Origin of the sequence: Geomonas azotofigens (genome assembly GCF_018919395.1) — a bacterium.
GTDB classification, from domain to species: Bacteria; Desulfobacterota; Desulfuromonadia; order Geobacterales; family Geobacteraceae; genus Geomonas; species Geomonas azotofigens.
In genome coordinates, this window is the sequence record NZ_JAHLME010000001.1 from 557,168 (window position 1) to 570,033 (window position 12,866).

General features: G+C 63.5%; 13 protein-coding genes. 10 read left to right on the top strand and 3 right to left on the bottom strand.

Features of this window, described 5'->3' with window-relative positions; genetic code table 11:
• Window positions 1-107: 107 nt before the first annotated feature.
• The gene (locus tag KOL99_RS02505) at window positions 108-1,514 is read right to left on the bottom strand and encodes a sigma-54-dependent transcriptional regulator (protein ID WP_216508916.1); all 1,407 of its coding nucleotides are present in this window, start codon (window positions 1,512-1,514) and stop codon (window positions 108-110) included.
• Window positions 1,504-3,225 (bottom strand): transporter substrate-binding domain-containing protein, encoded by a 1,722-nt coding sequence (locus KOL99_RS02510; RefSeq protein WP_216508917.1) that lies wholly within the window; start codon window positions 3,223-3,225, stop codon window positions 1,504-1,506. Before KOL99_RS02510 ends, KOL99_RS02505 begins: the two co-directional genes overlap by 11 nt.
• A gap of 263 nt (window positions 3,226-3,488) precedes the next feature.
• On the opposite strand from KOL99_RS02510, the gene KOL99_RS02515 reads away from it, so the two are divergent.
• The 8 genes from KOL99_RS02515 (at window position 3,489) to KOL99_RS02550 (ending at window position 9,109) form a co-directional block, all read left to right on the top strand.
• Window positions 3,489-3,869 carry a NifB/NifX family molybdenum-iron cluster-binding protein gene (locus KOL99_RS02515; protein ID WP_216508918.1) on the top strand — a complete coding sequence of 127 codons (381 nt, stop codon included), beginning with the start codon at window positions 3,489-3,491 and terminating at the stop codon, window positions 3,867-3,869.
• 2 nt (window positions 3,870-3,871) lie between these two features.
• Window positions 3,872-4,204: a DUF134 domain-containing protein gene (locus KOL99_RS02520; RefSeq protein WP_216508919.1), complete on the top strand. Its 333-nt coding sequence runs from the start codon at window positions 3,872-3,874 to the stop codon at window positions 4,202-4,204.
• A gap of 2 nt (window positions 4,205-4,206) precedes the next feature.
• The gene (locus KOL99_RS02525) at window positions 4,207-4,461 is read left to right on the top strand and encodes a GSU3529 family protein (RefSeq protein WP_216508920.1); all 255 of its coding nucleotides are present in this window, start codon (window positions 4,207-4,209) and stop codon (window positions 4,459-4,461) included.
• Between the two features lie 117 nt (window positions 4,462-4,578).
• Window positions 4,579-4,848 (top strand): hypothetical protein, encoded by a 270-nt coding sequence (locus tag KOL99_RS02530; RefSeq protein ID WP_216508921.1) that lies wholly within the window; start codon window positions 4,579-4,581, stop codon window positions 4,846-4,848.
• Window positions 4,849-4,896: 48 nt separating this feature from the next.
• Window positions 4,897-6,381: a cytochrome c family protein gene (locus KOL99_RS02535; RefSeq protein WP_328759485.1), complete on the top strand. Its 1,485-nt coding sequence runs from the start codon at window positions 4,897-4,899 to the stop codon at window positions 6,379-6,381.
• Between the two features lie 177 nt (window positions 6,382-6,558).
• On the top strand, window positions 6,559-7,851 hold the full coding sequence (locus KOL99_RS02540; RefSeq protein ID WP_216508922.1) for a double-cubane-cluster-containing anaerobic reductase: 1,293 nt from the start codon (window positions 6,559-6,561) through the stop codon (window positions 7,849-7,851).
• 3 nt (window positions 7,852-7,854) lie between these two features.
• Window positions 7,855-8,598, top strand: coding sequence for an acyl-CoA dehydratase activase (locus KOL99_RS02545; protein WP_216508923.1), 744 nt, complete (start codon window positions 7,855-7,857; stop codon window positions 8,596-8,598).
• A gap of 70 nt (window positions 8,599-8,668) precedes the next feature.
• Window positions 8,669-9,109 (top strand): rhodanese-like domain-containing protein, encoded by a 441-nt coding sequence (locus KOL99_RS02550; protein ID WP_216508924.1) that lies wholly within the window; start codon window positions 8,669-8,671, stop codon window positions 9,107-9,109.
• Window positions 9,110-9,235: 126 nt separating this feature from the next.
• Here the strand turns inward: KOL99_RS02550 and KOL99_RS02555 are convergent, their stop codons facing one another.
• On the bottom strand, window positions 9,236-11,662 hold the full coding sequence (locus KOL99_RS02555) for an ATP-dependent DNA helicase (RefSeq protein ID WP_216508925.1): 2,427 nt from the start codon (window positions 11,660-11,662) through the stop codon (window positions 9,236-9,238).
• 149 nt (window positions 11,663-11,811) lie between these two features.
• Here KOL99_RS02555 and KOL99_RS02560 point away from each other — a divergent pair, with 149 nt between their 5' ends.
• Window positions 11,812-12,096 (top strand): cytochrome c7, encoded by a 285-nt coding sequence (locus tag KOL99_RS02560; protein ID WP_216508926.1) that lies wholly within the window; start codon window positions 11,812-11,814, stop codon window positions 12,094-12,096.
• A gap of 269 nt (window positions 12,097-12,365) precedes the next feature.
• Window positions 12,366-12,785 carry a hypothetical protein gene (locus KOL99_RS02565; protein WP_216508927.1) on the top strand — a complete coding sequence of 140 codons (420 nt, stop codon included), beginning with the start codon at window positions 12,366-12,368 and terminating at the stop codon, window positions 12,783-12,785.
• The last annotated feature ends 81 nt before the right edge of the window (window positions 12,786-12,866 follow it).

The following is a 12,866-nucleotide window of genomic DNA, read 5'->3' on the forward strand; positions in this document are numbered from 1 at the left end:
CGCGGGCTATCGGTGTTGTCATGAGGTAGGTGAAAAAGAGTAGGAATTACGGCGGGTTACAACTGTTATTGCCGGAGTCTATGGCTATAGACTCCGGCAATAGGGGTTCAGCGGCGGGAGAGCTTGAGGCGTTTCCAGAGGGAAGGCTGTGAGATGCCGAGGAGCCGTGCGGCGAGGGTCTGGTTGCCGCCGGCACGTTTCATCGCTTCTTCAAGCAGGTATCCGGCCGCGTTGGCAAAGGTCGGCAGGGGCTCGAACGAGGCAAACGGATTCTGGTCCGGGAGGCGCTCCGCCACCGCCCCGCCGGAGGCGCTGATCGATTTCACGAAGCTCTCCATGGAAAGCATGCGCTCCTTGTGCGTGCTCACCGCGTCGAAGACCATCGCCTTGAACTCGCGGACGTTTCCCGGAAAGCCATAGGTCGACAGCAGCTGCACGAGCCCCGGCGGAGGAGTCGGCTTCTTCTTCCCCAGCGTCCCGGCCGCCTCCTCCAGGAACAGGTCCAGGAGGTAGGGGATGTCCCCCTTGCGCTCGCGCAGCGGCGGGACTTCGACGTGGTGAGCGCGCAGCCGGTAAAACAGGTCGCGCCGGAAGGTCCCTTCGGCCACTTTCGCCTCCAGGTTCTGGTGGGTCGCCACCACGACGCGCGCCTTCAGCCGTTTGGGTTGGTCGCTCCCCAGCGGAAAATATTCACCCTCCTGGAGCAGCCGCAAAAGTTTGACCTGGGACGGTATGCTCAGGTCCCCGATCTCGTCCAGGAAGAGGGTGCCGTTGGCAGCCGCCTCGATCATGCCGCGGCGCACCCCTTCGGCACCGGTGAAGGCGCCGCGCAGATGCCCGAACAGGGTGTCGGCGAAAACGGTGTCGTCGAGTCCGGCCACGTTGACCGCGACCATCTCCCCTTTGCAGCCGCTGAGCCGGTGCGTGGCCTGCGCCAGCAGTTCCTTGCCGGATCCGCTCTCGCCGGTGATCAGCAAGGGGAGCGGGCTCTTCGCCACCGCCTCGATGTAGGCGAACATGGCCTGCATGGCGCGATCGGCGGTGCAGATGGCGGAGAAGGCCTCCGGGTGCTTGAGCTCGCACGAGACGAAGCGCTGCGTCATCTCCTTGTTTTCCCGCTGCAACTCGAGATGCTTGATGGCCCGCACCACGCCGCAGACGATGCGCTCCTCGTCGTCGGTCTTCACGTAGTAGTCGTGGGCGCCGAGCCTCATGCAGGTCACCACCTTCCCCACCTGGTTCAGGCCGCTGACGACTATCACGGCCACCCCGGGATAACGCTCCCCGATCTGGGTCAGCAGCTCTTCCCCGGAAACGTGCGGCATGGTGAGGTCGAGCAAGACCAGGCCGAAGTCCCGCTGCGCCATCAGCTCAAGGACCTGGCGGCTGTCGCTGCACGTTTCCACGTTGGTGATCCCCGCGCTACTTTCCAGCGCCAGCGAGAGCGAACGCAGCCAGGCCGGCTCGTCATCCACCAGCAACACCCGGAAGGACGGGTAGAGCTCACTTTCCATTTTTACTCCCTGCCACGGCAGCCGGTAGAGAAAGGGTGACCGTGGTCCCCTCGCCGGGGCTCGACTCGAAACCGAGGTCGCCGCCGTGGTCCTTGATGATGTTCGCCGAAATGGAGAGACCGAGGCCGGTTCCTCCGCTCTCGCGCTTGGTGGTGAAGAATGGGTCGGTCAGGTGCTGCAGGTGCTCGGGAGCGATGCCGCTTCCCTGGTCCCGCACCTTCAGCACCACCTTCCCCGCCGCCGCGTCATAGCTCGTGGCGACCTCGATGGCGCGGCTCGGGTCCGGCAGCGCCTGGCCGGCGTTCATGATGAGGTTCACCACCACCTGCTCCAATCGTTGCACGTTGCCATAGACCGGCGGGAGGCCGTTGCCGTAACTCGCGCTGAAATTACTGGTGAATTTCCGGGTAGCCACATCCACCAGGCGCACCGCCGTCTGCACCACGTCGTTGAAGTCCAGCGGTTCCTTGCGCGCCTCATCGTCCTTCCTGGCAAAGTTCTTCAGGTCGTCCACGGTCTTCTTGATGCGGTGCGCGCCGTCCTGTATCTCGTCCAGGATGAGCGGCACCTCCTGCCGAACCCGCTGGTACCTGATCCCTCCCAGGGAGAAGTCCCCCTCTTGCTCCTGGTAGCGGTCCAGGATCCGCTCCGCATCCCGAAAAATTTTCTTCAAGGTCGGCATGTTCATCAGGATGATGCCCGTGGGATTGTTGATCTCGTGGGCGACCCCGGATACCAGTATCCCGAGCGCCGCCATCTTGTCCGCCTGCACCAGTTGCTGCTGGTTTCTCTGCAACTCGGCCAGGGCATTCGAGAGCGACTCCGTGCGCTGCGCCACCTGCCGGCGCAGGGAGTACGACCAAAGCACCGTCGCCGCCAGGATCAGGGAGAGGGGTATCACCACCAGCGCCGCGTACTTGGCGATTACGAGCCAGGAGGTCTTCTGCGGTTCCAATACACCGATCCACTTGTTGTAGATCTCGTCGAACTGGCCGGTCTTCTTCAGGATGCTGAGCCCTTCGTTGAACTGGGCCAGCAGTTCCGCGTTTCCCTTTTTCACCGCGTAGCAGTAGTACCGCTGGGGCGCCACATTGCTCGCCATCGGCACGATGTTCTCCAGCTTCTCCTCGCGGATGATGTGCATGCCGGGCAGCAGTGCGAGCACCGCGTAGTCGCAATCCCCCCGGGCGAGTTGCTCAAGGGTCTCGCGCGGGCTGTCGGTGAGCACCAGGTCGCGCTCCCACCCCTTCTCCCTCAGGTAGTTGTGCATCCCTCCGCCGCGGTGCACCAGCACCTTTTTTCCCTTCAGCTCGTCCAGGCTCTGGACTTTGGCCGTTCCCTTCCTGGCGAAGATTGCTTGCACGATGATGGAATGGGGAGTGGAAAAATCGTATTGCCGGGCGCGGGATTCCGAAAAGGAGAGCCCCTCCAGGACATCCACCTCGCCGCTGTCGAGCTGCTTCTGAATGGCTCCAAAGTCGCCCAACCGGATCTCGACCTGCATCCCCATGACGCCGGCGATGGCCTTGGTGAGGTCGACGATGTAGCCCGCGGGCTGTCCGTACTTGTCCAGAAACTGGTAGGGGGGATAGTTGCTGTTGCCTCCGACGACGATGACGCGGGAGGGAGAGGCGGGAGCGGTCGACTGCGCCGCAAAACCCGAGGTGGGCAGGATGAAGACCAGCAGTAAGAGGATGATTCTGGTCAGCATGGCAAGCAAGGCTCCTGCGCATAACCGCTACGTGCATGGCCACGGAAAAAAAAGACTCAACAGCGGAAGCTCGCGGCACTTATACCACCTGTGTGCAGCCGGGGTCAAAGCAAATCTAGTACCTGTCATCCATCGGTTCCGGCGGGGATTTCCACACAGTTGATGCGAGAAAATGGCATCTTTCCTTTCAAAGATATTGACATATACCTTTCTGAATGTTAGTTGTGCCTTGTGCATATACACAATATCCCCGGAGTTTACTCATGAAAATTTGTTTTCCCGTCGAGCATGACCGCGGTCTCTTAAGCGCAGTTTACGGCCATTTCGGCTCGGCTCCCGGGTTTGTCGTGGTGGACAGCGTCACCGGTGAGTGCACCGCCATCGACAACGGCGACCGCGTGCACCAGCATGGGGCCTGTAACCCCGTGGCCGGGCTCGGCGGGCACCAGGTTGACGCGGTGGTGGTCGGCGGGATAGGGGGTGGCGCGCTGCACAAGCTGAACGCGGCCGGGATGAGGGTGTTTCGTGCCGGAGCGGGTACGGTTGCCGACAACCTCGCCCTTTTGAAAGAGAACCTGCTCCAGGAGTACCTGCCGGGGCATACCTGCGGTGGCCATGGCCATAACCATGGGTGCTCCCACTAGCCGTGCCGCGTCCGCGCAAGCCCAGGACCTGTATCTGTCCGCATCGCTCCGGCTTCGCCGCGGTGTTCAAGCCGGCGGGAACGCCGCTCAAGGATTTGGACCTGGTGCAACTCGCCCATGACGAACTGGATGCCCTGCACCTGTGCGACGGGCAGGGTAAGACGCAGGAAGAGGCCGGTGCCTGCATGGGGGTGTCCCGCGGCACCGTGCAGCGCCTGCTGGCGTCGGCCCGAAGCAAGGTGGCCGACGCCTTGGTACAGCAAAAGGCCCTGGCGATCTCCGGAGGGCCGGGACAAGCCGCTACCAGACCCTCCACCGGTCCGGCAAAGGAGTAGCCATGGAGTTGCTCGAGCAGCTCGTTGCAACAGCACGGCGCCAACACGAGGAAGCCGATCTCCCCGCCTGGCTCGTCGAGGAGATCATCGCACTCCGCGCTGCCCCAACACCGGTCCAGGGCCGGGATGACCGGCTCGCGCTTCTCCTGCGCCAGGTGGAGGATTTCGACAGTTACGCCGGAGCGGGCTGTTTCGGTGATTCGGTGAGCGCCGCCACCATAGCCGCGACGCTGGACCGGATACGCGGCGGGGCCTGAGGCGGCGTCGCCGCAGAGCAGTTCTGCCGCCACGTGCACCAGCTCCGGCGGCGCCCGTGGCAGGGCCGGTTCGGCCGGCCCGGCAATACGTGTGAGATTAGATTCGAGGTGTGTATCATGGCGTGCGAACTCGTCGAATGCTGCCAGTTCTTCAAGGACAACATGAAGGACCTCCCCAAGGCGGCACAGTACATTCAAAGTAAACTCTGCTTCGGTGACTACCAAAGCTGCAACAGGTACCAGATCTACAAGCAGACCGGGGAGCACCTCCCCTTCGATCTCTTCCCCGACGACCAGGAGGCGATCCGGAAGGTTAAGCAGTGCCTGAGCCGGAAACTGCGCTGCCCCGACGCGCCGAGGGATTGTCAGACGCCTGATACCGAGTAGTCGCGGCCGCCGCCCTCCGATCCAGCGGCTAGCGTAAAAGGAGAAATCGTGACGTCCAGGAAAAGTCTCGCCCTCAAGCTTGTCACCTTGGTAACTTTCGCCGCCCTGGCGAGCATGGCGCAGGCCGCGTCCGCCGCTTCCGCCGTCTTCGACGTCAACCGCGACTTTTACCCCTACTACCCCTCCCTCCTCAAGTGGGACAGGTCGGTCCTCGAATTCACCCCCCCCAGCGTCTGCCAAGGGTGTCATGAGAAGCAGTACCAGGAATGGAGCGGCTCCGTGCACCAGCTCGCCTTCCAGGACCCCGTCTACCAGGGTGAACTTAACAAGGCGGTCAAGGCGGTGGGCCACGAGATTTCCCGTCAATGCGAGGGATGCCACACCCCCGCCGGCGTGGCCACCGGCGAGGTAAAGGGGTCCGGCAACGCGGGGCTGAGCGAGATGGCGCTGGCGGGAGTTTCCTGCGACATCTGCCACTCCGTAAGCGGCGTCACGCACTGGCAGACGCCGTCCCACGAACCTGAGAACGGCTCCTTCATCCTCGCACCCGGAGCCGAGACCAAGGACGGCCCGCGCTTTGTCAAGCGCGGCCCCTTCAAACCCGGCGAGGATTGCGGCGGTGGCTTCCACGACTGCGTTCAGAGCCCCTTGCACCTGCAGGCCGACCTGTGCGCCTCCTGCCATCAGGTCTACCACTACGACGCACATTTCCCGCTCGAAGCCACCTACCTCGAATGGAAGCACGGCCCCTACGCCCAGCGCGACATCCTCTGCCAGGACTGCCATATGGTTGACACCTCGACCTTCATGGCGGCCGCGGACGGGTTCACCAAGCCGCAGCGCCAGCAATATCGCCACTATTTCAACGGCGCCAACTATCTCCTGAGCTATCTTGCCGCCGGTGCCGCCACCAAGGCGGGGAACCAGGAACAGGCCAAGCTCTTGATGAAGCAGTACGCGATGGCCGTCGACCGTCTCAAATCCGCGGCGGCGGTCGAGATCACCCCTGTCTACCGCAAGGGGGCACTCAGCGAACTGCAAGTCCGCGTGAAAAACCTGCGCGCCGGACACAACCTCCCCACCTCGCTCACCAACGTGCGCCAGATGTGGCTAGAGATAGTGGCCACGGATGACGCCGGCAGGACCCTCCTCAGCAGCGGCCAGGTCGGCGCGGACGGTTCCCTTCCCGCCGATGCCAGGCTCTTCAATTCCGACGGCATGGGGGACAACTTTCATTTCGCCGTCGATCCCTGGGTGGTCACCTCCTTTTCCCGGCACGACACCATCCCTCCCAAGGGGTACAAGGACGTGCATTACGGCGTCCCTCCGCTTAAGGGGGTGAGGAAGCTGAACATCGAGGCGAAGCTCCGCTACCGTCAGGCGGACCAGAAAGTTGCCGAGGCGCTTTTGAAGGCTGTTCCCAAGGATATCGACTTGGAAAAGATCTACGGGTTGAAGGGGGTCCCTCCGCTGCCGGTGGTCGACATGGCGGTGCGGCACGTGGTCGTCCCATCCCGCCAGGGCCCTCGGTAACAATACGACCGCCCCCTCGCCCTTAAAGCCCCCGTCACCACGGGGGCTTTTCTTTTGCTCGCGCCGCAATTATCGGTCAAACCGATAAAACTAAGAGCTTTTATCGAAACTATCGGTTTGACTTATCCTCTTTCTGCACATATATACATTTTGCAATTTTATGTCACGGGAGGGTGCATGAGCGACGAGTTCGAGGTGAAATCCGATCGGGTACTCTGGGAGCAGCTGGGCATGGACGTCGAGCGTTTTTCCGGTATGCCCGCCATGCTGACCAACGCGTACAAGAACATCTTTCTGTCCCAGCACAACCGCCCGAACAACATGGCCTACTTCGATGACATGGTTGCCAACATCCACACCGGGCGCATCCGGGAGATCTACGACGCCAAGCAGGGAGGAAGGCCGGTCATCGGCACCTTCTGCGTCTATGTCCCCGAGGAGCTGGTGGTCGCGGCCGGCGGGATCTGCATCGGGCTTTGCGGCGGCGCCCAGGGGTCCATCGCCGACGCCGAGAAGATACTGCCGCGCAACATCTGCCCGATGGTAAAGTCCGCCTTCGGCTTCAAAGTAGGCAGGATCTGCCCCTATTTCCAGGTGGTCGACCTGGTCTACGGCGAAACCACCTGCGACGCCAAGAAGAAGACCTGGGAGCTCCTGGACCGCTACGTGCCGACCCACATCATGGAGATCCCGCAGATGAAGCGGGAGCGCGACAAGCGGCTCTGGCTGGACGAGGTGAAGGATTTCAAGGCGGCCGTGGAGCGTATCACCGACACCGTCGCCGATTTCGATGCCGTGGCCGCCGGGATCAAGACCATCAACGCCAAGCGCTTCGCCCTGCAGCGCCTGAACTCCCTGCGCCACCACAACCCATCGCCCATAAGCGGCAAGGACATGCTGCTCATCGAACAGATCGCCTTCTACGACGAGCCGGTTCGCTTCGCGAAACAGGTGCACGAGCTGTGCGACGAACTGGAGCAGCGCATCGGCCGCGGAGTCGCGGTCGCGCCGACCGCCACCCCGCGCATCATGGTCTCGGGCACGCCGATGGCGTTACCGAACTGGAAACTGCACCATATCATCGAGTCGGCCGGCGCCATCGTGGTCAACGAGGAAAGCTGCATCGGCACCCGCTACTACAAGGACCTGATCGACGAGGGGGCAACCGACCTCGAAGGGCAGCTGGACAGGCTCACCCAGCGCTACATGAAGATCGATTGCTCCTGCTTCACCCCCAACGACGACCGCATCGCCCAGGTGTTCACGGAGTACGAGGCGTCCGGGGCGGAGGGGATCATCGATTACTGCCTTCAGTTCTGCCACACCTACAACATCGAGGCGGTGAAGCTGAGGGAGGCGTGCGAGGCCCGGGGCATCCCGTTCATGGCCATCGAAACCGACTACTCACCCGACGACGTCGGCCAACTGCAGACGCGGGTCGAGGCGTTCCTCGAGCAGATCAAGGGGTAGCCCATGCAGGTGGGGATCGATCTCGGCTCGCGCACCATCAAGACCGTCGCCCTCAAGGGTGGTGCCATGCTGCAGCGCCGCGTCGTGGAAAGCGGGTTCGAGCCGCACCGCCAGGCGTTGGAGCTACTTGGCGACCATCCGCGGGCGCGGGTGGTGGCGACCGGCTACGGACGGCACCTGATGCAGCAGCACGCCGATCTCGACATCATCACCGAGATCAAGGCTCATGCCCTGGGGGCGCGGCACCTGTTCCCCCACTGCCGGACCGTTCTCGACGTGGGGGGGCAGGACAGCAAGGTGATCCAGTTGAGCGAGAACGGTCGCATCGTCAACTTCCAGATGAACGACAAGTGCGCGGCGGGCACCGGACGGTTCCTGGAGATGATGGCGGTTTCGCTTGGGTACGACCTGAAAGAATTCGGTTTGGCCGCGGCACGAGCCCAGGCCGGCACCGCCATCAACAGCATGTGCGCGGTATTCGCCGAATCCGAGGTGGTCTCGCTGAAGAACCGGGGCGTTCCGCCTGGCGATATCGCCCGCTCGGTACACCTCGCCGTCGCCTCGAGACTCGCCGCGATGGTTCAAAAAACCTGCGACTGTCAGCACCTGGTGTTCACCGGCGGCGTTGCCAACAACAAGACGCTGGTGGCGATGCTGGAGCGGGCGCTGGGGGTGCCGGTGCTGGTCCCGGAGGATCCTTCCATAACCGGCGCGCTCGGTGCCGCCTTGCACGCCGGCACCCCCTGACGCGGATGCAACCTTGGAAGTGGCAAAACGGGCGGAAGGCCCGGTAGATAACGATACAGGAGAGATAACGATGAGAAGAATTGTGGCCCTTACCCTGGTACTTGCGGTGACCCTCGCCGCGACGGCGGCTTTCGCCGCGAACCTCTTTGGCGGCAACTACCAGTACGTGGCGCCCGGCGACTTCAAGAAATGGCTGGAGACGGGCAAAAAGGTGCAGATCGTCGACATCCAGGTCCCGGCCGAGTTCCAGCAGCACCACTTCAAGGGCGCCGTCCAGACCAACGCTTTCCCGGTGAAATCGGCCGAGGACAAGCAGAAGCTGGACCGGGTGCTGCCGCAGCTCACCGCCTCCCGCGAGGAGATCGTCATCGTCTGCCCACGCGGGGGCGGCGGCGCCAAGAACACCTACGACTACCTGAAAGGAAAGGGGATCGCCGAGGCCCGCATGCACATCCTCGAGGACGGCATGCAGGGATGGCCCTACCAGGCCCTGGTGGTGCAGGGCAAATAGCCCGGCCGCAATCGACAGAAAAGCCGCCTCTCGCAGCGCAGAGGCGGCTTTTTTTATTTCCCTCTCCCTCCGGGAGAGGGTGCCCGAAGGGCGGGTGAGGGAGGCGGTGGCGGCAATCCCCTCACCCTAGCCCTCTCCCAGAGGGAGAGAGGATTGTGAAGCTCCGGCCCAGAACTCGCTGATGTCCTTCAGGATCGCCGCCGACACCAGCTCCTCCGCCCGCGTCTCGAACCAGTCCGCCGGCATGGCGGAACTGTACCCCTGCTCCAGGAAGCGGTCGTCCATGAGCACGATCACCCCGCGGTCGGTCTCGGAGCGGATCACCCTCCCCGCCGACTGGATCGCCTTGGACATGGCGGGAATCGTGTAGGCGTACTCGAACCCCTTGCCGTAATGGCGCTGGTAGTAGGCCCGCATCTCCTCGCGCTCGAGGTCGTAGTTGGGGAGCGGCGGCCCGACCACGAAGGCGCCGATCACCATGTCACCCGCGTAATCCACCCCTTCGGAAAAAGATCCCCCCTGCACCGCGAACACCACCGTGGGCACCTCACCCGTCCGTAGCTGCTCCAGGAACTCGGCGGTCCGCGTCCCCTTCATGCTGCGCTCCTGCCGGAGCACCTCGAACCCCTCGGGCACGCGAAAGAGCTCAGCCACCCGCTCCAGGAAGGTGAAACTGGGAAAGAAGGCGAGGTAGTTGCCCCGCCTGAGCGCGACGATGCGGGCCAGGGCGTCGGCGATGCGGGCGTAGTTGCGCTCGCGCTGGGAATAGCGGGTGGAAACCTGCGGGATGATCAGGAGCTTGCGCCTCTCCGGCGGAAAGGGACTTTGGAACTCCGACCAGCGTACCTGGTCCGGGTCGAGGCCGGAGAGCTTGGCGTAGTACTCCATCGGCTTCAGCGTCGCCGAGAAGCCCACCACCTGCTGGTAATCGGCATAGCGCTCCCGGATCAGCTCCGAGGCGTCGCAGCAGGTCACCTTGACGCTGCCACCGCCGCCGTGCGGCTGGTAGGAGGTGAAGAATTCCTGGCGCTCCGAGCGCACCGCGAACTCCAGCGTCTCGGTGAACTCGGACCAGTAGTAGCACAGACGCAGCACCGGGTCCTCCTGCCGGATCTCGAGGTCCGCCTCCAGGTAGCGCGACAGGAGTCCACGCAGCCTGCCGTCCAGTTCGAGGAAAACCGCCAGAGGAGGCTCGATGCGGGCCGCCTTGCCACCTTCCCCACGGCGACAGGAGAGCACGGCCGCGACGCACTCCTCCAGTAGCGCGGCGGCCTCGCGCTGAAACGACGGCGGCACCCCGGCCAGGTCCTCGCGCATCCCCTCCAGGACCGCGCTGGAGAGCCTCGGGGAATAGTACTCCATGGCCCGGGAGGGGAGATTGTGCGCCTCGTCGATGACCAGGTTCGGCTTGCCCACCTGGTCCACCGGGAGACCGGCGGCACGCCCCAGCGCCGAGCGCGGCGCGAAGACGTAGTTGTAGTCGCAGATAACGACGTCGGCCTGCTTGGCGCAGTCGATCTGCAGTTCGAAGGGGCAGACCTGGTATTCCTCGCCGAACTGCCGGAAGCTGCGGCTTTTCAGGCTCCTTTTCTTCTCCAGCAGCTCCACGACGCCGTGGCGCGCCACCTTGGCGTAATAGTCACGGGCATACTCGCAGTAGTCCGGGGTGCAGATCGGCTCGTCCTTGAAGCAGATCTTGCTCTTGGCCGTTATGGTCAGCGAGCGCAGCTTGCTTCCCGCATCCCGGAACCTGCGCACCGCGTCCTCGGCGACCTCGTGCTGGCTGTTCTTCGGCGTCACGTAGCAGACCGTCTGCCCGCGCCCGAGCGCCTCCTTGAGCACCGGGTGCAGCACACCCACCGTCTTCCCCAGCCCGGTCGGCGCCTGGATCAGCATGCGGCGCCCCAGCGCCATCCCCAGATCGACCTCCCGCATCAACTCCACCTGCCCGGGACGCGGCTTCTCGAAGGGGAACGGGAAACCCGCCGCCAGTTTCCGCCTGCGCTGCGCCCTCTTGGCCGCCGCGGCCGCCTCCCGGACCAGCTCGTCCAGCCGCGCATCGAACCATGCCTGGTACTCGTCCAGGTCGAGCCGGACCTCGACGTCCGCGGAGTGCCCGTTGCGCGAAGATACCAGGTGGAAGGTAAGGCGCGGCACCACGCCGTGCTCCAGCCAGTGGAAGTAGCCGTAGGTGTAAAGCTGCAGGCAGTAGGGTTCCTGGAGCGAGCCACCGGCCAGGCGCCGTTTGAGATCCCAGAGGTTGAAGCAGCTCTTGATCTCCTCGATCCAGGGAGGATCGTGGGCGAAGATGCCGTCCATGCGCCCGTTGACCTGGAAACGGAAGCCGCCGCACTCGAGCAGCCGCCCCACCGGCACCTCGGCCTGGTAGGCCGGGTCGTCCTGCGCCCGCCGCCTTTGCACCCGCTGGTGGATCTCCTGCCCGTCGCTGGTGGAGCGGTCGTACCCGGAGCGGGGCTCGATGCTCCCGGTGCGCGGCACGGGGAGGGCGAAGTACCCCACGGGGATGTTGATGATGTCGCTTGCTGGTTTCATACGGCCCGTTAGTCCCTTGATTCTCCGTCACTTTCTAATGACTGCTTCTCTTTTGTCAAGTTAAGAATCCGGATGTCGTTGCAATAGCTCGGTTAACCGGTATCCTCTTCTGCGTATTATCTCATTACATGCGAAAAGGAGAGCAAAACATGAGAAGAGCCATCGCAGCAGCAGTCCTGACCCTTTTCTGTGCCGGATTGGCCTATGCCGCTGACGAAACCGTGGTGGTGCTCCCGGCCAAGAACGGCAACGTGACCTTCCCGCACAAGAAACACAAGGACATGGCCGAGATGAAGTGCACCAACTGCCACGAAACCGACAAGGGCGGCAAGATCGCGGCGCTGGGCAAGGATTGGGCGCACAGCACCTGCAAGGGATGCCACGCCGACAAGGGCAAAGGGCCCACCAAGTGCAACGAGTGCCATAAGAAGTAGCCCCTTTCCCGCCCGATCAGCATTTCGGCGGGGGCCTCGGCCTCCGCCGCTTTCATTGTGTCCCCCCTCCGCCTGGCAAAATCAATTAGACTCCCCCTCACAACATTGACAATCTCTAATTTTACCGGATAATGAATTCGCTCGGGGCACCCCGCTTATCCAACGCCGGCTGCCAACTCCTTGGAGAGACACGCGTCTGCCAGGCGACCGGAGCGCGAACCGAGCCGCCAAGCTCCTACATTAAAGGTTGAGGCAGAGGAGATTCACTCATGAGGGACCCTTTCCACGACCTGCACCACCACGAAACCGGAGGCACCTCCCATATCAGGCTGATCTCGGAAGGGGGGACTTCCCACGCCCGGACTCCCGAGCTGGTCTGCATCGATTCGATCCAGGCTACCCAGAGCTGCACCACCGAGGCCCAGCACACCGTCTTTCCCGCCGCCGTCGGCCCGGGCGCCGCGCCCGCTGACACCCTGGTTTGCACCCTTCCTCCCGAGCATGCCGAGGAGCTGAACCGTGCAATCGTGCCCGCCCTGCTGCGCCAACGGCTGCAACTGTTGAACCTCCCCTTGAGTCCGGCGGCCACCGTCTCGGTCCGGGAACCGGGCAAGCTGTGGCTGGTCTCCGATGGGACCCGCTCCTACTCCGTCCGGTTGATCGCCGCGCGCATCGCCGTGTATGCCTGAATGTGGGCGGTGGCCGCGGGGAAGCGTCACCTGACTACCGGCTGCCGGGGAGTACCCCGCCCCGCCCGGATGCTATCCATG

Coding starts and splice junctions, on each gene's coding strand:
- KOL99_RS02545 (WP_216508923.1), top strand. CDS start 7,855: ATGCAGGTGGGGATCGATCTCGGCTCGCGCACCATCAAGACCGTCGCC.
- KOL99_RS02525 (WP_216508920.1), top strand. CDS start 4,207: ATGGAGTTGCTCGAGCAGCTCGTTGCAACAGCACGGCGCCAACACGAG.
- KOL99_RS02540 (WP_216508922.1), top strand. CDS start 6,559: ATGAGCGACGAGTTCGAGGTGAAATCCGATCGGGTACTCTGGGAGCAG.
- KOL99_RS02550 (WP_216508924.1), top strand. CDS start 8,669: ATGAGAAGAATTGTGGCCCTTACCCTGGTACTTGCGGTGACCCTCGCC.
- KOL99_RS02530 (WP_216508921.1), top strand. CDS start 4,579: ATGGCGTGCGAACTCGTCGAATGCTGCCAGTTCTTCAAGGACAACATG.
- KOL99_RS02565 (WP_216508927.1), top strand. CDS start 12,366: ATGAGGGACCCTTTCCACGACCTGCACCACCACGAAACCGGAGGCACC.
- KOL99_RS02505 (WP_216508916.1), bottom strand. CDS start 1,514: ATGGAAAGTGAGCTCTACCCGTCCTTCCGGGTGTTGCTGGTGGATGAC.
- KOL99_RS02515 (WP_216508918.1), top strand. CDS start 3,489: ATGAAAATTTGTTTTCCCGTCGAGCATGACCGCGGTCTCTTAAGCGCA.
- KOL99_RS02560 (WP_216508926.1), top strand. CDS start 11,812: ATGAGAAGAGCCATCGCAGCAGCAGTCCTGACCCTTTTCTGTGCCGGA.
- KOL99_RS02555 (WP_216508925.1), bottom strand. CDS start 11,662: ATGAAACCAGCAAGCGACATCATCAACATCCCCGTGGGGTACTTCGCC.
- KOL99_RS02510 (WP_216508917.1), bottom strand. CDS start 3,225: ATGCTGACCAGAATCATCCTCTTACTGCTGGTCTTCATCCTGCCCACC.